Raw genomic sequence first — 16,747 nt, 5'->3', positions numbered from 1 at the left:
CCTTCAAAGCCTTCGACGGTTCACGACCCGCCAGCATCACAGGGCGCGACTCTAGCTTGCATCGCGCCACTTAGGAATTTGGTATGGCCATTAAATTTTGTCCATTTTAGCGCGACTTAGCGTAACAAACTGTAACATTGGACAAAAACTAGGGTTGTAGTTGCAAAAGATCAGCGGCTGCGCAAGCGCACGCTGTCCCCTGTGATCACAGCACCCCCCAGCCGCGATAGCGCCCGCGACCGGTCATCTCGCGCAGGCCGAGATCAGCCACCAGATTGAGCGCGCCTCTTGGGGTAACACCGACATGGCGGGCGATCATCTTCGCCGAAACGATCGGTCGCGACAGCACGATATCGATAACCTCCGGCAGGCTGCTGTTCGATCGCCGGTCCTTCAGCCGCAATTCCATCTGCAGCTTGGCGAGCGAAAGCCGATCGAGTTCCTTGAGACCCGAATCGGCCGAAAGCGCCATGGCGTCCAGGAAGGCCAACAGCCGTGTGGTGCGATCCGACGCACGCCGCCGCTCGTGCCGCACGGATTTCAGGCCGACATTCAGGCAGAAGAGATGCGAGGTGACCTTGCCGCGGCTGCGCAGATAGGCGCTGACCAGCAGGCCGCCGAGCCAATGCTGCCGCCGCAGCGGCTCGATCCGCTCCCAGGCGTCGAAAAGCACGGCGGCGCCAAGAACCGGCGGCAACAGATCGGCCTCGCGGATCAGGGCGCGCCAGCTCTCCAGCCGCTCGCCTTCATCCCAATCCTCGTCGCGAACCAGGGCAAACGGATCGTCGATCGTCTCCGGCCTGGCATCTGGGACGCCGCCGTTCAGGATCTTGTCGGATCGGGCAAGAATGGCGTCGATCTCGGCGAAATCGACGCCGAAATCATCCCCCCCATCCTCTTGTCCGTCATTAGGCTCACCGAGCGGCGGCGGACGCAGCTGGATGACGTCCTTGGCCTCGCCGATATCGCCCCGCAATGCGGCAAGTCCGGCCGCCTCCAACCCCCAGGAGGGCTCCGCGCTCCACAGACGACGCCTGACCCGCAGCACGGCGTGGGCGATGGTCAGCTCATGTGTCGGCGTGCGCGCATCCATGCGCGCATCGTGCAAGACCAGATCCTCCACATGCACCAGCTCGCCACCGACCCAGAGCGCGCCCGCTGCGTCGAAAAAATGCCCGCGCTCGCGAAAACCGTCCGCCACCGCATGCCTGAGGACACGCTCGTCCAGCCGCGCCAGCATGTCTTCCGCCTTGATGATGGCAGCCAGGAGCGTCGTCAGCGGGAGGGTGGTCAGATCATATCGCATTGGAATCACATCATTGAATCATTCTTACGGAACTTATCATCGCCGCATCCGGCGGGATAGGAAGAGACCCCTGTGAACTGTGGATGACAATCCCCATTTTATGCCTTGACCTTCCAGTGACAGGAAGGTTCATAAGCTATCCGACGCTCCCATCGGAGCAATGGAGTTTGATATGGCATTGCACGACGAACACGATCACAGCCATCACGGCCACGGTCATCATCACCACCACGACGGACAGCCGCAGGAGACGATCACCCGCGATCCCGTTTGCGGCATGACTGTGGATCCCGCCGGCAAGCCGTCGCTCGATTATCAGGGCCGCACCTTCCATTTCTGCTGCGACGGCTGCCGCAAGAAGTTCGAAGCCGCACCGGAAAGCTATATCTCCGCCAAGGACCCGGTCTGCGGCATGACCGTCGACCGCGCCACCGCGCGTCATTTCCTGAAGCACGAAGGCGAGAAATTCTATTTCTGCTCCGCCGGCTGCAAGGGCAAATTCGAAGCCGATCCATCAGCCTATCTCGACGGCAACAAGCCCTCGCCGAAACCGGTACCGAGGGGCACGCTCTATACCTGCCCGATGCACCCCGAGGTCGTCAGCGACCATGCCGGCGATTGCCCGAAATGCGGCATGGCGCTGGAGCCCATGGGCGTCCCCTCCGCCGATGAAGGACCTAACCCGGAACTCGTCGATTTCACGCGCCGGCTCTGGATCAGCGCAGCCTTGTCGCTGCCGCTGCTGGTGATCAGCATGGGTCCGATGTTCGGCCTGCCCGTACGCGGCTGGATCGGCGAACCCACCGCCACATGGATCGAACTCGTGCTGGCAACGCCGGTCGTGCTCTGGGCAGCATTGCCCTTCTTCCGTCGCGCCTGGAATTCGCTCGTCAACCGCAGCCCGAATATGTGGACGCTGATCGGCCTCGGCGTCGGCACCGCCTATCTCTACAGCCTCGTCGCCACGCTCGCGCCCGGCCTGTTTCCCATGAGCTTTCATGGTCATGGCGAGGCCATACCCGTCTATTTCGAGGCCGCCTCGGTCATCATCGCGCTGGTCTTCGTCGGCCAGGTGCTGGAGCTGAAGGCGCGCGAACGCACGGGATCCGCCATCCGCGCCCTGCTCGATCTCGCGCCCAAGACGGCGCGACGCATCGGCACCGACGGCAGCGAAGTGGATGTGCCTGTCGACCAGATTGAGGCCGGCGACCGGCTGCGTGTTCGCCCCGGCGAGCGCGTGCCCGTGGACGGCTCGGTCGTCGAAGGACAATCCACCATCGATGAATCGATGATCACGGGCGAACCGCTGCCGGTCGAAAAGGCCAAGGGTGATGCATTGACCGGCGGCACGATCAACAGGAACGGTTCGCTGATCATGCTGGCCGAAAAGGTCGGTGCCGACACGACGCTGTCGCGCATCGTCGAGCTTGTCGCCAAGGCGCAGCGCTCGCGCGCCCCGATCCAGACGATGGTCGACCGTGTATCCGCGGTCTTCGTGCCCGCCGTGGTCGCGGCCGCCATCATCGCGTTTTCCGTCTGGGCCTTCGTCGGACCGGAGCCACGACTGGCGCATGCGCTGCTCGCCGCCGTCGCGGTGCTGATCATAGCCTGCCCCTGTGCGCTTGGACTGGCGACGCCGATGTCCATCATGATCGCCACCGGCCGCGGCGCACAGGAAGGCGTGCTGGTGCGCGACGCCGAGGCGCTGGAACGCTTTGCCAAGGTTGATACGCTGATCGTCGACAAGACCGGCACGCTGACGGAAGGCAAACCGAACCTCACCGACATCGTCACAGCTGACGGCATCGAGCAAGCTCATCTGTTGTCGCTCGCCGCCAGCCTCGAGCGCGGCTCCGAGCATCCGCTCGCCGAAGCGATCGTTGCGGGCGCCGAAGAGCGCGGAGCCAGCTTTGTCGAGGTCTCCGGCTTTTCGGCAACATCGGGCAAGGGCGTCGAAGGCCGTGCAGGCCATACCGCGATTGCGCTTGGCAACGCTGCCATGATGGCGGATCTCGCCATCTCGATCGACGAATTGAAAGCCGAGACCGAGCGCCTGCGCGGCGAGGGCAAGACTGTCATGTTCGTCGCCATCGACAACAGGCTGGCGGGCCTCGTCGCCGTTGCCGACCGCATCAAGCCGACGACCGCGGCCGCGATCAAGGCACTGCATGAAAGCGGCTTGAAGATCGTCATGGCAACCGGCGACAACGGCCGCACGGCAGACGCTGTCGCCAAGCAGCTCGGCATCGACGAGGTCCGCGCCGACATGCTGCCGGAAGGCAAGAAGGCGCTGATCGATGAGCTGCGAGCGAAGGGCCACATCGTCGCCATGGCCGGCGACGGCGTCAATGACGCGCCGGCGCTCGCCGCCGCCGATGTCGGTATCGCCATGGGCACAGGTGCGGATGTCGCCATGGAAAGCGCCGGCATCACGCTGGTGAAGGGCGATCTCAACGGCATCGTCCGGGCCCGGCGCTTGTCGGAAGCGACGATCCGCAACATCAGGCAAAACCTTGCCTTTGCCTTCGGCTATAATGCGCTCGGCGTGCCGCTGGCAGCCGGCGCGCTCTATCCGATCTTCGGTCTGCTTCTGTCCCCGATGATCGCCGCGGCCGCCATGAGCCTGTCGTCGGTCTCGGTCATCGCCAACGCGCTCAGGCTGCGGCTGGCAAGATAGGGAGAACTTATATGAACATCGGCGAAGCATCCGACCGCTCCGGCCTGCCGGCGAAGACGATCCGCTATTATGAGGATATCGGCCTCATCCGTCCCGACCGCAGCGACAACGGCTATCGCGACTATCGCGCCGGCGACGTGCATAAGCTCCGCTTCCTGCATCGCTCGCGCAGCCTCGGTTTCTCGGTCGAGGAATGCCGGCAGTTGCTGGCGCTCTACGAGGACAAGAGCCGCGCCAGCGCCGACGTCAAGGACATCGCCACCGCGAAACTCACAGAGATCGACCGCAAGATCCGCGAACTGACGGAACTGCGCCGCACGCTGGAACATCTGGTCCATGCCTGTCACGGCAACGAACGGCCGGATTGCCCGATTTTGGAGGAGCTGTCGGAGGGGTGAGATTATTGTGGCGGCAGGTCAGGCGAATGCGTCGATGCCGGAACGATGTGCCTGGCCCCTCACCCCAACCCTCTCCCTGCTTGCGGGGCGAGGGAGCTACTCGCGCCTCTCACGGCGTTCTCCTCAAACCCGCTGTTTTGCTCGATCGTCCCTTCTCCCCGCTAGCGGGGAGAAGGCTAGGATGAGGGCCATGCCGGCAAGCGCGGCGTTGGCAAGCGCGCCTGACCTGCCTCCCACATCATTCCACTCACCCAACCCGCTCAACCGCAATTGCCGTCGCCTCGCCGCCGCCGATGCAGAGTGCGGCGATGCCGCGCGTCGCGCCCCGGCGTTCGAGGGCGTGCAGCAGGGTCACGATCAGCCGCGCGCCGGTGGCGCCGATGGGGTGGCCGAGGGCGCAGGCGCCGCCGTTGACGTTGAGGCGGTCTCGCGCAATGCCGAGATCCTTAGCGGCAGCCATGGCGACCACGGCGAAGGCCTCGTTGATCTCGAAGAGATCGACATCGCCGACCTTCCAGCCGGTCTTATCGAGCACCTTGCGGATGGCGGGGATCGGCGCGGTAGTGTACCAGGCCGGCTCCTGGCTATGGGTGGCATGCGCCTTGATTTCCGCGAGGATCGGCAGCCCCTCGCGCTCGGCAACCGAGCTACGCGTCAGGATCAGCGCAGCCGCGCCATCGGCGTTGGCCGAGGCGCTGGCCGCCGTGATGGTCCCGTCCTTGCGGAAAGCGGGCTTCAGTGTCGGGATCTTTTCCGGCGAGACCTTCTGCGGATGTTCGTCCTTGGCGATCGTCACCGGCCCGCCCTTGGCCGCGACCGAAACCGGGGTGATCTCGGCCGTGAAGGCGCCGTTCTCGCTCGCGGCGCGGGCGCGCGACAGCGTTTCGACTGCATAAGCATCCTGATCGTCGCGGCTGAACTGATAGGCCTCCACCGCCATCTCGCCGAAGTCGCCCATGGAGCGGCCCTTCTCATAGGCATCCTCCAGCCCGTCGAGCATCATATGATCGAAGATGCGGTCATGACCCATGCGGTAACCGCCACGTGCTTTCGCCAGCAGATAGGGCGCATTCGACATCGATTCCATGCCGCCGGCGACCGCGATCGAGGCCGAACCGGCGAGGATCAGATCATGTGCCAGCATGGTCGCCTTCATGCCGGAGCCGCAGACCTTGTTGATCGTCGTGGCGCCTACCGCATCCGGCAAACCGGCGCCGCGTGCCGCCTGTCGGGCCGGAGCCTGCCCCTGCCCTGCCGGCAGCACGCAGCCGAACAGAACTTCATCCACCCTGTCAGCCGACAATCCAGCACGCTCCAGTGCCGCGCGGATGACGTGCGCACCGAGCTCGGTCGCCTGCAAGGACGACAACTCTCCCTGAAAACGACCAAGCGGCGTGCGCGTGGCCGAAACGATGACAACGGGATCAATAGCGGGCATGACATCTCCTCACGGTCAGCAAACGATATGCTTTAACCCATTGCTAGCACGTTAGATGATGTTCGTCATCTAAAAATCGCGAAAATATCACCCGCCAAAATCGCCTCGACGCTGATGGCATAAAGGCGCGATTGCCCTCGTTGGAGACATATCCTATGGATATCCCAGCATAGCGAAATGGATATCTCATGCCACTTTACATCAAGGACGACACAATCGACCGGCTGGCTCGGCGCTACCAAGCGCTGACGAAAGCGTCGACCAAGACCGAAGCCGTGAGGCTCGCACTGCAGAAGGCGCTGGATGAGGAGTTGACCAAACCCGTCCTTGCCGATGTCGCCGTCGCCTTCTGCCGCAACCTCAAGCGAAAGGCGACAGCCAAAGCCGAGGGCGATCATACGACGGGAGAAGCCTGATGTTTATCGACGCTTCGGTATTGTCGGCAATGATGACTGACGAGGAAGAGGCGCGGGCGCTTGCCATCCGCATGCAGCCGGCAACAGCGCGGATGACCTCACCGCTTGCGGCAGCGCGGGCGGCAATCGAGATCTCCACCATCCTGGGGCTCTCGCCAACCGAGTCTGCGGAAGCGGTGCGCGCGTTCCTGCAGCTCATGAACATCCAGATTCTCGCCGTTCCGCCCCGTGTCGCCTTTCTGGCGGCAGAGGCATATGAGCGCTACGGCGAGGGCGGCCGCGCGGGGCGCCTTAGCCTCGACGATTGCATGACCTATGCCTGCGCCCACTATTATCGCCAGCCGCTATTGTCGAAAAGCGGCCGGTTCAATCAAACCGATATCGAAATGGCCTGAGCCACCCGATGCGATGCTGCCGTCAAGGGCAAAGCGAGGCCGAGCCTGAGGAATAGGTGTTCGAGCGCGCGCCGACCGAGTTCGGTGCGACAGCGCATTGCAGTCGGGAAATCGAATCGCCGGCGCGGATCGGGCCGGTCACCGACGGGTCGGTGTTGATCGTGCCGTCTGGAAGGATAGCGTCCTTCGAGTGGTCGACATTGCCGACGTCGGTCTGAAGCGCCTCGACCTTGAGGTTCTTGGGGTGATGCTTATGCACCTGTTCCGCCATCGCGCCGCTGGACATGCCAATGACGAGGGCCGAGATAGCGAGAGTTTTGAGCAGCATGAGACTGCCTCCTGTGGGGGGGGTTAAAGCTCCATTTATATGGGAACTCGTTAACCGATTTACAGCGGCTTGTATCTCAATATCGTTAAGAGTTTGAAGGTTTTGACGACGTGTTGATTTTGTGCCGCGACACCTCCGCGCCGGCATCGTGCGGCAGGCTGATGAAACGCAGCGAAGAGACGGCGCCGATCAAGGCGACGACGAGGAAAGCCCAGCGAAAATCGACAGGAGAGAGCGTGGCGCCACCATGAATGGTGCGCGAGAGATTGAGAACAGCCGCGGCAACGGCAACGCCGAGCAGCAGCGAAACCTGCTGCAGCATGCTTGACAGGGTCGAGGCGGAACTGCGCTGGGAAGCATGGATATCGGCAAAGCCGAGCGTATTCAGCGCGGTGAAATTCATCGATCGTGACAGGCCGGCCGCCAGCAGCAGACAATAGATCAGCCAGTTCGACGTCGATGGCGACAGAAATGCGAAACCGCCGATGCATAGGGACGAGATCAGACCGTTGACCACGAGCACATTGCGGAAGCCGAAGGCTCGCAGCATCTGTGTCGTGATCGCCTTCATGCCGAGGTTGCCGGCAAAGTAGAACAGGAGATAAGTGCCGGCGTTGATCGCGGTCTGGCCGAAGCCCACCTGGAAGAGCAGGGGCAGCAGGAAGGGCGTGGCGTTGATCGCCACCCGGCTCGCCGTACCGGCCGACAGCGTTGACATGGCGAAAGTCTGGACCTTGAAGGCGGAGAGATCGAGCAGGGGTGCATCGACCCGCATGAAATGCCGGGTAGCGATGACGGAAAACACCACGCCGGCGGCGATCAGCCCGACGCTGGCCACGAGAGCGGTCGTGCCCTGGACGACGAATTCGAGACCGGCGAGCAGGAAGGTCAATCCCGCTGCCGACTGCAGGAAGCCGATGAAATCGAGCGGCGCAACCCTCTCCTCGCGCTGATCCGGCACGAAGCGCAGCACGAGGCCGAAGCCGATGATGCCGATCGGAATATTGATCAGAAAGTTCCAGTGCCAGCTCAGATAGGTAGTGATGAAGCTGCCGAGCACCGGACCGATGACGGGCGCCGTCAGCGCCGGCCAGGTGATCATCGACATCGCATGCACCAGATCGGATTTGCGCGCATTTTTGAGCACGATGATGCGTCCCACAGGCGTCATCAGCGCGCTGCCGATACCTTGAACGGCGCGGGCAATGACGAACTCGGCGAGGTTGCCGGAAAGGGCGCAAAACAGCGATGCCACGGTGAAGATGGTGATCGATGCCAGAAACACCCGCCGCGCGCCGTAGCGGTCGCCCGCCCAGCCGGCCAGCGGCACGAAGGCCGCCATGGTGAGGAGATAGACCGTGATGCCGATGCTCATCGACACCGGCTCGACGCCGAATGTGCTCGCCATCTGCGGCAGCGACGTCGTGACGATGGTGCCGTCGAGGATCTGCATGAAGAAGGCGACGGCGACGACGAAGGCGATAATGCGGGATTGCCGGCCGAAACTGGTCTCGGAAGGATGCTCTGTGGTCCGGACAACGGTCATGGCATGGAATTTCAAAGAATGGGGTTCAGGGCGTGGTCGGACTCCGCCGACGGCAATCATACGATCATTGAATACGCCCATCATTGCGGCTTGCAAAGCCGCAAACCCATGCGGGAGCCATCAAAAATTGACACGGTGACATAAGAAACCGCGATCTCTGCCGGATTTGCTTCGGCGGCACCCTCTGCCCTCCAACATCGAGCAGGCTTCAATCGTTGGAATAACGCTGCTCACGCCAGGGATCGCCATACATGTGATAACCATTCTTCTCCCAGAAGCCGGCCCTGTCGGCGCCGATGAACTCGATGCGGCTCAGCCACTTGGCGCTTTTCCAGAAATAGAGATGCGGCACCACGAGACGCATCGGCCCGCCGTGCTCGCGCGTCAGCGGCTGGCCTTCCCAGGTTGTTGCGAGGATCGCATCCTCCGCGGCAAAATCCGACAGCGGCAGGTTCGTGGTATAGCCGTCATAGCTGGTCAGCAGCACATGATGGGCCTCGGCCGTCGGCATGGCGAGATCGAGCAGATCGCGAGTCGCCACTCCCTCCCAGCGATTGTCGTAGCGCGACCAGGTCGTCACGCAATGAATGTCGCTGATGCGGGTGCTCTGTTCGATCGCCTGGAAGGCGGTCCAATCAAGGCTGAGCCGCTTTTCCACGAAACCGAACACATCGAGCCGCCAGCTCGACAGCGAAACCTGCGGCTGCTGCCCGAGATCGAGCACCGGCCAGTTCTTGACGAGATGCTGACCCGGCGGCAACCGCTCGGTCTCAGGCCGGCTGATGCGCCCGGTCAGAAACTTGCCCTCCGCCGCCCAGCGGCGCTTGGAGGTTGTGAGCTTGCTATCGGCGGGGATCTGATCGTCGCTCATCGGGGTACCCTCTCTGGTGCACGGAAATAGGATAACCGGGCCATGTCCGTGTCAAGTCAAAGAGCGGCCGATAGCCGACTATATTGCCTCGATTTCGATGAGGAACAATTGCGCCGAACCCGAAATCGGATGTCGCGTGGAAGCCTCGTTCGAGAGGGCTAGGCAATCGCCTGCAACCAGGACCGCGCCATTGATTTCGGCAGTTCCCCGATGGCAAAGAATCAATGCGGTCTTGCTCTTAAGCTCAACCTTGCCATTTCCATCAACCGAAATGCGCCGCACCGAATGCGTGAAGCGTCCCCGCCGCGTCATCACGTTGAGATCGGTGATCGTCCCGTCGATCAAAGTCGCGGAAGTCGGCGCATCCGCCGCGAAGGATAGCGGATCGCTTGCCTGCGTCAGACGCTCCGGTTCGCGGCCCTCGATGAAGAGGGTCATTCCCTCTCCCTCGAGAATGGATAGCGTGCGATCGATACCGGGAAAGACCGAAAACGGCCCATCCGTGGCAACCGTCGCCATGCTGACGCGCCAGTCGAAGTCGGCAAGCCCGACGCCGTCGGGCGAAACGGCGATTTCCACCGTTTCTCCGCCGCCGTTCTTCCAGGGCATGCGCTTGTGGTCACTGGCGCGCAGCAGCTTCATCTTCAGTTCCCCAGGATGGCCGGCAGGCGCAGGCCCTGCTCCTTGGCGCAATCGATGGCGATGTCGTAGCCGGCATCGGCATGACGCATGACGCCGGTCGCCGGGTCGTTCCAGAGGACGCGCTCCAGACGGCGGGCGGCATCATCCGTGCCGTCGGCGCAGATGACCATGCCGGAGTGCTGGGAAAAGCCCATGCCGACGCCGCCGCCATGGTGCAGCGACACCCAGGTGGCGCCGGAAGCAGTGTTGAGCAGCGCGTTCAAGAGCGGCCAGTCGGAAACGGCATCCGAGCCGTCCTTCATCGCTTCCGTCTCGCGGTTCGGCGAGGCGACGGAGCCGGAATCCAGATGGTCGCGGCCGATGACGACGGGCGCCTTCAGCTCGCCGTTCCTGACCATTTCGTTGAAGGCAAGGCCGAGGCGGTGACGATCGCCGAGGCCGACCCAGCAGATGCGCGCCGGCAGGCCTTGGAAGGCGATGCGCTCGCGCGCCATGTCCAGCCAGTTATGCAGGTGGGTGTTGCCGGGAGTGAGTTCCTTCACCTTGGCATCGGTCTTGTAGATATCTTCCGGATCGCCGGACAGGGCAGCCCAGCGGAACGGACCGATGCCGCGGCAAAAGAGCGGGCGGATATAGGCGGGCACGAAGCCGGGGAAGGCAAAGGCGTTTTCGAGGCCCTCATCCTGCGCGACCTGGCGGATATTGTTGCCGTAATCGAGCGTCGGCACGCCGGCATCCCAGAAGGCGACCATGGCCTCGACATGAACCTTCATTGAGGCGCGGGCGGCAGCTTCAACGGCCTTCGGGTCGCTCTCGCGCTTCGCCTTGGCTTCGGCCACGGTCCAGCCGAGCGGCAGATAGCCGTTCAACGGGTCGTGGGCCGAGGTCTGGTCGGTGACGATGTCGGGACGCGGACCGCCGGCCTTCATGCGCTTCACCAACTCGGGGAAGATTTCGGCGGCGTTGCCGAGCAGGCCGACGGACTTGGCTTCGCCGGCCTTCGTCCACTTGTCGATCATGGCAAGCGCTTCATCGAGCGTCTTTGCCTTTTCATCGACATAGCGGGTGCGCAGGCGGAAATCGATGCGGGTTTCGTCGCTCTCGACGGCGATGCAGCAGGCACCGGCCATGACGGCCGCCAGCGGCTGCGCGCCGCCCATGCCGCCGAGACCGCCGGTCAGGATCCACTTGCCCTTGAGGTTGCCGTTATAATGCTGGCGGCCTGCCTCGACGAAGGTCTCGTAGGTGCCCTGCACGATGCCCTGCGTGCCGATATAGATCCACGAGCCGGCCGTCATCTGGCCGTACATGGCAAGGCCCTTCTTATCCAGCTCGTTGAAGTGATCCCAGGTCGCCCAGTGCGGCACGAGATTGGAATTGGCGATCAGCACGCGCGGCGCATCCTTGTGGGTACGAAACACGCCGACCGGCTTGCCGGATTGCACCAGCAGCGTCTCTTCCTCGGTCAGCGTCTTCAGCGTCGCGGCGATGCGGTCGAAATCGTCCCAGGTGCGGGCGGCGCGGCCGATGCCGCCATAAACGACCAGCTCGTTCGGATTTTCGGCCACATCCGGATCGAGGTTGTTCATCAGCATGCGCAGCGGCGCTTCGGTCATCCAGCTCTTGGCGTTGAGCTCCGGGCCGCGAGGGGAGCGGATTTCGCGGATATTATGGCGTGGGTTTGTCATGTCACATCTCCAAGGAGGGCAGGATGTCGGTTGAAATCGAGGCATTGAGCGCGCCTGATGCGATGAGGTCGCTGGCGGCCTTGAGGTCGTTTGCCATGTAGCGGTCTTCTTCGAGCGATGGCACGACAGTGCGGATCGCTGAGATGGCAAGGGTCAATTCCGGGCTGGTCGCCAGCGGCGCGCGCAGCTCGACGCCCTGGGCGGCGGTCAGCGCTTCGATGCCGATGATGCCGAAGAGATTGTCAGTCATGCCAAGCAGGCGGCGCGCACCGTGACAGGCCATGGACACATGGTCTTCCTGATTGGCGGAGGTCGGCGTCGAATCGACCGAAGCCGGATGCGACATCTGCTTGTTTTCCGACATCAGCGCCGCCGAGGTCACCTCGGCGATCATCAGGCCGGAATTCAGGCCCGGCTTCTTGGCGAGAAACGCCGGCAGGCCGTAGCTGAGCGCGGGGTCGACGAGCAGCGCGATACGGCGCTGCGCGATCGCGCCGATTTCGCAGACGGCAAGAGCGATCTGGTCGGCGGCGAAGGCGACCGGCTCGGCATGGAAATTACCGCCGGAGACGACGGAATTATCAGACAGCACAAGCGGATTGTCGGTGACTGCATTGGCTTCGATTTCGAGCGTGCGTCCCACAGAGCGCAGGAGATCGAGGCAGGCGCCGTCGACCTGCGGCTGGCAGCGGATGCAATAGGGATCCTGCACGCGCTCGTCGCCCTCGATATGGCTCTCGCGGATCACCGAGCCGGCCAGCAACCCGCGAAGGGCGGCGGCGGTATCGATCTGGCCCTTGTGGCCACGCAGCGTATGGATATCCGGATGGAACGGTGCGGAGGAGCCCATGGCCGCATCCGTCGACATGGCGCCGGTGATGAGGGCCGCCTGGGCGGCGCGATGGGCACGGAAGAGACCGGCGAGCGCCAACGCGGTCGAAACCTGCGTGCCGTTGATCAGCGCCAGCCCTTCCTTGGCGGCGAGCACGACCGGCTTCAAGCCTGCCTTTTCGAGTGCCGCAGCACCGGAAAGGCGCTCTCCGGCATAAAAGGCTTCGCCATGGCCCATCATCACGGCGGTCATATGCGCGAGCGGAGCAAGATCGCCCGATGCACCGACCGAACCCTTTTCCGGAATGACGGGCACGACACCCTTGTCGAGCATGGCCTCGATCAGCCGTACCAGCTCCAGCCGCACGCCCGAGGCGCCGCGCCCGAGCGAAACCAGCTTCAGCGACATGATGAGACGGACGACATTGTCAGGCAGCGGCTGACCGACGCCGCAGCAATGGGAGAGGATGAGATTGCGCTGAAGCGTGGCGACATCGGCGCTGTCGATCTTGATCGATGCCAGTTTGCCGAAGCCGGTGTTGATGCCATAGACAGGCGCATTGCCGGCGGCAATCTCGGCGATCCGGGCGGCGGCCTTGGCGATGCCCGCATCGAAGGAGGCATCGAGCTTAGCCGGCTCACCGGTCCAATAGATCGTCGCCAGTTGCTGCAGCGAAACGGAGCCGGGATGGAGAACGACAGTCATCGGTTGAACCTTTTTCCCTTGAAGACATGAGCATGGAGCGGATTGAAGCCGATGCGATAGACCAGCTCCGCAAGGCTTTCGACGTCCCAGATAGCAAAATCGGCCGACTTGCCGGCTTCGAGCGTCCCCGTCTCGGACAGCAGGCCAAGGGCACGCGCGCCTTCGCGGGTGGCGCCAGCGATGCATTCCTCGACCGTCAGGCGGAAAAGTGTGGCAGCCATGTTCATGGTCAGAAGTAACGACGTCAGGGGCGACGTACCTGGATTGGAGTCCGTGGCGATAGCGATCGAAACGCCCGCCTCGCGCAGAGCCTTGACCGGCGGCTTCTGCTTCTCGTTGATGGCATAGAAGGCGCCCGGCAGGAGCACGGCAACCGTTCCCGCCGCCGCCATGGCCTTGACGCCGTCCTCGTCGAGATATTCGACATGATCAGCGGAAAGTGCGCCATAGGAGGCCGCAAGCTTGGCGCCGCCGAGATTGGAAAGCTGTTCCGCATGCAGCTTCACCGGAATGCCGAGCGACCGGGCAAGATCGAAAACGCGAGCAATTTCCGCCGTCGAGAAGGCAATCCCTTCGCAGAAGCCGTCGACGGCATCGACGAGACCCTCTGCATGCGCCTGCCTCAATCCGGGCAGCACGACATCGTCGATATAGTCGCCGTTACGGCCTTTGTACTCCGCCGGCGTCGCATGCGCGCCGAGATAGGAAGTGACGACCCGGACCGGGCGAACTTCTTCGAGCCGGCGAGCGGCCCGCAGCATCTTCAATTCGGATGGGATATTGAGACCGTAGCCGGACTTCACCTCGATCGTGGTGACGCCTTCGGCCAGCAGCGTATCGAGCCGCGGCAGCGCGACGGCAACAAGCTCATCCACCGACAGCGCGCGCGTAGCGTTGACGGAGGAGACGATGCCACCGCCGGCGCGGGCGATCTCCTCGTAGCTAGCACCCTCCAGCCGCATCTCGAATTCGCGGGCGCGATTGCCGCCATAGACGATATGCGTGTGGCAATCTACCAGACCGGGCGTGACCCAGCGCCCCTCGAGATCGATAGCATCAGCGTTGGAGACATCGGGCAGATCGGCTTCGCTGCCGGCAAAAACGATGCGGCCATCCTTCGTCAGGATCGCACCCTTCTCGACCGTACCAAGCCGAGCCGAGCCCTCTTTCAAGGTCGCCAAACGGGCATTGCGCCAGACGCGGATTGCGCCGTCGCTTGCCGTGCTATCTTCGGAAAAATTGTTCCCACGCATCAGCTTTACGCCTTTCATCGTTGGCTCATAATGTATATACATATTAAAAAGGCTGACAAGAGGGATTTTGGACTCCAAGTCCGAAAGGAAAGGGTGAGACCATGACGACACTTCACGCACGCTCGGCATTGCTTGGCGACGGATGGCACGAAAATGTGCGGCTGACCCTCGAAGGCGGCCGCATTGCCGATATCGCCGTTGATGTCGCGCCCGAAGGCGGCGACAACAGGCAGGATATTCTCGTGCCGGCGGTGCCGAATCTGCACAGCCACGCCTTCCAGCGCGCCATGGCCGGCCTTGCCGAAGTCCGCGGCCCGGCAAATGACAGCTTCTGGAGCTGGCGCACCGTCATGTATAAATTCGCGCTGTCGATGACCCCCGATCATGTCGAGGCCGTTGCCGCGCAGCTCTATATGGAGATGCTCGAAGCGGGCTTCTCCCGCGTCGGCGAATTCCATTACCTGCACCATGACAAGGACGGCAGCCCCTATGCCAATATCGCCGAACTGGCGGAGCGCATCGGCGCGGCCAGCGCCGAAACCGGCATCGCGCTGACGCTGCTCCCCGTCTTTTATGCCCATTCCGGCTTCGGCGGCGCGGCCCCCATCGACGGCCAGCGCCGCTTCATCAATTCGCTCGAAAGCTTCGAGGCGCTGATGGCCGGCTGCCGCTCGGTAACAAGCCGCCTGCCCGGCGCCGAACTTGGGATCGCACCGCACAGCCTGAGGGCCGTGACGCCGGAAGAACTTGTAAAGCTCGTGCCGATGGCCGGTGACGGGCCAATCCATATCCACGTCGCCGAACAAGTGAAGGAAGTCGAGGATTGCGTTGCCTGGTCCGGCGCGCGGCCGGTGGAATGGCTGCTCGACAATGCTCCGGTCAATGACCGTTGGTGCCTGATCCACGCCACCCATATGACCGAGAATGAAACCCGGCGGATGGCGAAGAGCGGCGCGATCGCCGGCCTCTGCCCCATCACCGAGGCCAATCTCGGCGATGGCGCATTCGCCGCCCCTCTCTTCCTGGGGGAAGGCGGCCGTTATGGCATCGGCTCGGATTCCAACATCCTGATCTCCGTTCCGGAAGAACTGCGGCAACTGGAATATTCGCAGCGACTGGCACTGCGCGCCCGCAACGTCATCGCCTCAACAGGCGGCTCGACGGCGCGGATGTTGTTCGATGGCGCGCTGGCAGGCGGCGGCGCAGCCCTGAAAGCGCCGGCTGGGCTTGCCGTCGGCAACTACGCCGACATGGTTTCCCTCGATGCCAGCGCCGTGCCGTATCTGTCCGGCGACCGCGTTCTCGATCACTGGACATTTGCCGGTGGTGTCACGGTCGACTGCGTCTGGGTTTTGGGCCGCAAGCAGGTCGAAGGCGGTCGCCACATCAAGAGAGAGACGATCTCTGCACGGTTCCGGCAGGCAATGGCCGAGCTGATCGGTTGAGAAACCACTTTTCCTCCCGCCGATTGGCCCTTAAATAATTCACGGGAATTCCCATGTCTTACACGGAGATGGCAGGCGGCATGACCACGGGTAAAGAGGCGACCCTGCATCAGCGTATCCTGAACGATATCGAGGGCCAGATCGTCTCGGGCGCCTGGCCGCCGGGTCATCGCATCCCATTCGAGCTGGCCTTGGCGGAGCAATATGATTGCTCGCGCATGACCGTGAACAAGGCGCTGACCCAGCTTGCCCGTGCCGGCCTGATCGAGCGGAGAAAGCGCTCGGGCAGTTTCGTCACCCATCCGCTGGCGCAATCGGCCGTGCTGGAAATCCACGACATCAAATCGGAAGTCCAATCGCTCAACCTGCCCTATTCGCACAAACTCGTGAAACGCACCGAGCGGCGCGACCGGTCGGAGGACGCGCGGCGGCTGCAGTTTGCAGGCTCCGTCCCGGTGCTCGAAATCAGCTGCATTCACTATGCCGGCCCGCGACCCTTCTGCCTGGAAGATCGTGTCATCAACCTGGATGCCGTGCCGGAGGCGGCCAAAGCCGACTTCGCGACCTTGCCACCGGGCCCCTGGTTGCTGAACCAAGTGCCATGGAGCACCGCCGAACACCAAATCCGTGCCATATCCGCCGAGGGCGAGGCCGCCGCGAGCCTTGACGTTCCCAAGGGGACCGCCTGTCTTGTCGTCGAACGGCGCACATGGAGTTCCACCGGCCCGATAACCCATGTCCGCCTTACCTATCCCGGCGATCGTCACAGCCTGGTAGCGCGCTTTACCCCGTCGAGCTGACCGACAC

At 63.1% G+C, this 16,747-nt stretch carries 15 protein-coding genes; 6 read left to right on the top strand and 9 right to left on the bottom strand.

Annotation, left to right across the window (positions count from 1 at the left end):
• Nucleotides 1–205 precede the first annotated feature (205 nt).
• Nucleotides 206–1,306, bottom strand: coding sequence for an RHE_PE00001 family protein (locus FHT29_RS14955; RefSeq protein WP_037196033.1), 1,101 nt, complete (start codon nucleotides 1,304–1,306; stop codon nucleotides 206–208).
• A 172-nt stretch (nucleotides 1,307–1,478) separates the two neighbouring features.
• On the opposite strand from FHT29_RS14955, the gene FHT29_RS14950 reads away from it, so the two are divergent.
• Both FHT29_RS14950 and cueR read left to right on the top strand, forming a co-directional pair.
• Nucleotides 1,479–3,983 carry a heavy metal translocating P-type ATPase gene (locus tag FHT29_RS14950; protein WP_037196190.1) on the top strand — a complete coding sequence of 835 codons (2,505 nt, stop codon included), beginning with the start codon at nucleotides 1,479–1,481 and terminating at the stop codon, nucleotides 3,981–3,983.
• An 11-nt stretch (nucleotides 3,984–3,994) separates the two neighbouring features.
• Complete coding sequence (gene cueR, locus FHT29_RS14945; RefSeq protein WP_037196031.1) at nucleotides 3,995–4,381, top strand: Cu(I)-responsive transcriptional regulator; 387 nt, start codon at nucleotides 3,995–3,997, stop codon at nucleotides 4,379–4,381.
• Between the two features lie 247 nt (nucleotides 4,382–4,628).
• Here cueR and FHT29_RS14940 read toward each other — a convergent pair whose 3' ends face one another.
• Complete coding sequence (locus FHT29_RS14940) at nucleotides 4,629–5,819, bottom strand: acetyl-CoA C-acyltransferase (RefSeq protein ID WP_037196029.1); 1,191 nt, start codon at nucleotides 5,817–5,819, stop codon at nucleotides 4,629–4,631.
• 188 nt (nucleotides 5,820–6,007) lie between these two features.
• Between FHT29_RS14940 and FHT29_RS14935 the strand changes: the two genes are divergently transcribed.
• A complete protein-coding gene (locus tag FHT29_RS14935; RefSeq protein WP_037196027.1) occupies nucleotides 6,008–6,235 on the top strand; it encodes a type II toxin-antitoxin system VapB family antitoxin in 228 nt (75 codons plus the stop codon).
• Complete coding sequence (locus FHT29_RS14930) at nucleotides 6,235–6,630, top strand: type II toxin-antitoxin system VapC family toxin (RefSeq protein WP_037196025.1); 396 nt, start codon at nucleotides 6,235–6,237, stop codon at nucleotides 6,628–6,630. The genes FHT29_RS14935 and FHT29_RS14930 overlap by 1 nt, the downstream gene beginning before the upstream one ends.
• A gap of 22 nt (nucleotides 6,631–6,652) precedes the next feature.
• On the opposite strand, the gene FHT29_RS14925 is transcribed toward FHT29_RS14930, so the two are convergent.
• From FHT29_RS14925 to hutI, 7 genes are all read right to left on the bottom strand, one after another.
• Nucleotides 6,653–6,958, bottom strand: a complete 306-nt coding sequence (locus FHT29_RS14925) for a hypothetical protein (RefSeq protein ID WP_168599802.1) — start codon at nucleotides 6,956–6,958, stop codon at nucleotides 6,653–6,655.
• A gap of 85 nt (nucleotides 6,959–7,043) precedes the next feature.
• Nucleotides 7,044–8,504: an MFS transporter gene (locus FHT29_RS14920; protein ID WP_047554396.1), complete on the bottom strand. Its 1,461-nt coding sequence runs from the start codon at nucleotides 8,502–8,504 to the stop codon at nucleotides 7,044–7,046.
• A 208-nt stretch (nucleotides 8,505–8,712) separates the two neighbouring features.
• On the bottom strand, nucleotides 8,713–9,375 hold the full coding sequence (locus tag FHT29_RS14915; RefSeq protein WP_037196017.1) for a sulfite oxidase-like oxidoreductase: 663 nt from the start codon (nucleotides 9,373–9,375) through the stop codon (nucleotides 8,713–8,715).
• Between the two features lie 78 nt (nucleotides 9,376–9,453).
• Nucleotides 9,454–10,017 (bottom strand): HutD family protein, encoded by a 564-nt coding sequence (locus tag FHT29_RS14910; RefSeq protein ID WP_047553842.1) that lies wholly within the window; start codon nucleotides 10,015–10,017, stop codon nucleotides 9,454–9,456.
• A gap of 2 nt (nucleotides 10,018–10,019) precedes the next feature.
• The gene (hutU, locus tag FHT29_RS14905) at nucleotides 10,020–11,705 is read right to left on the bottom strand and encodes a urocanate hydratase (protein ID WP_047637723.1); all 1,686 of its coding nucleotides are present in this window, start codon (nucleotides 11,703–11,705) and stop codon (nucleotides 10,020–10,022) included.
• 1 nt (nucleotide 11,706) lies between these two features.
• The gene (gene hutH / locus FHT29_RS14900) at nucleotides 11,707–13,242 is read right to left on the bottom strand and encodes a histidine ammonia-lyase (protein WP_037196011.1); all 1,536 of its coding nucleotides are present in this window, start codon (nucleotides 13,240–13,242) and stop codon (nucleotides 11,707–11,709) included.
• Complete coding sequence (hutI, locus tag FHT29_RS14895) at nucleotides 13,239–14,495, bottom strand: imidazolonepropionase (RefSeq protein WP_037196187.1); 1,257 nt, start codon at nucleotides 14,493–14,495, stop codon at nucleotides 13,239–13,241. The genes hutH and hutI overlap by 4 nt, the downstream gene beginning before the upstream one ends.
• Before the next feature lie 101 nt (nucleotides 14,496–14,596).
• On the opposite strand from hutI, the gene FHT29_RS14890 reads away from it, so the two are divergent.
• Together FHT29_RS14890 and hutC are read left to right on the top strand one after the other, a co-directional pair.
• A complete protein-coding gene (locus FHT29_RS14890; protein WP_168599801.1) occupies nucleotides 14,597–15,940 on the top strand; it encodes a formimidoylglutamate deiminase in 1,344 nt (447 codons plus the stop codon).
• 80 nt (nucleotides 15,941–16,020) lie between these two features.
• Nucleotides 16,021–16,740 carry a histidine utilization repressor gene (gene hutC / locus FHT29_RS14885; RefSeq protein ID WP_168596525.1) on the top strand — a complete coding sequence of 240 codons (720 nt, stop codon included), beginning with the start codon at nucleotides 16,021–16,023 and terminating at the stop codon, nucleotides 16,738–16,740.
• The last annotated feature ends 7 nt before the right edge of the window (nucleotides 16,741–16,747 follow it).

Source organism: Rhizobium sp. SG741, assembly GCF_012275435.1.
Lineage (GTDB): Bacteria > Pseudomonadota > Alphaproteobacteria > Rhizobiales > Rhizobiaceae > Rhizobium > Rhizobium lusitanum.
This window is presented reverse-complemented; position numbering and strand designations above follow the sequence as displayed.

Coding starts and splice junctions, on each gene's coding strand:
- hutU (WP_047637723.1), bottom strand. CDS start 11,705: ATGACAAACCCACGCCATAATATCCGCGAAATCCGCTCCCCTCGCGGC.
- FHT29_RS14940 (WP_037196029.1), bottom strand. CDS start 5,819: ATGCCCGCTATTGATCCCGTTGTCATCGTTTCGGCCACGCGCACGCCG.
- cueR (WP_037196031.1), top strand. CDS start 3,995: ATGAACATCGGCGAAGCATCCGACCGCTCCGGCCTGCCGGCGAAGACG.
- FHT29_RS14915 (WP_037196017.1), bottom strand. CDS start 9,375: ATGAGCGACGATCAGATCCCCGCCGATAGCAAGCTCACAACCTCCAAG.
- FHT29_RS14890 (WP_168599801.1), top strand. CDS start 14,597: ATGACGACACTTCACGCACGCTCGGCATTGCTTGGCGACGGATGGCAC.
- hutC (WP_168596525.1), top strand. CDS start 16,021: ATGACCACGGGTAAAGAGGCGACCCTGCATCAGCGTATCCTGAACGAT.
- FHT29_RS14950 (WP_037196190.1), top strand. CDS start 1,479: ATGGCATTGCACGACGAACACGATCACAGCCATCACGGCCACGGTCAT.
- hutI (WP_037196187.1), bottom strand. CDS start 14,495: ATGCGTGGGAACAATTTTTCCGAAGATAGCACGGCAAGCGACGGCGCA.
- FHT29_RS14920 (WP_047554396.1), bottom strand. CDS start 8,504: ATGACCGTTGTCCGGACCACAGAGCATCCTTCCGAGACCAGTTTCGGC.
- FHT29_RS14935 (WP_037196027.1), top strand. CDS start 6,008: ATGCCACTTTACATCAAGGACGACACAATCGACCGGCTGGCTCGGCGC.
- FHT29_RS14910 (WP_047553842.1), bottom strand. CDS start 10,017: ATGAAGCTGCTGCGCGCCAGTGACCACAAGCGCATGCCCTGGAAGAAC.
- FHT29_RS14925 (WP_168599802.1), bottom strand. CDS start 6,958: ATGCTGCTCAAAACTCTCGCTATCTCGGCCCTCGTCATTGGCATGTCC.
- FHT29_RS14930 (WP_037196025.1), top strand. CDS start 6,235: ATGTTTATCGACGCTTCGGTATTGTCGGCAATGATGACTGACGAGGAA.
- FHT29_RS14955 (WP_037196033.1), bottom strand. CDS start 1,306: ATGCGATATGATCTGACCACCCTCCCGCTGACGACGCTCCTGGCTGCC.
- hutH (WP_037196011.1), bottom strand. CDS start 13,242: ATGACTGTCGTTCTCCATCCCGGCTCCGTTTCGCTGCAGCAACTGGCG.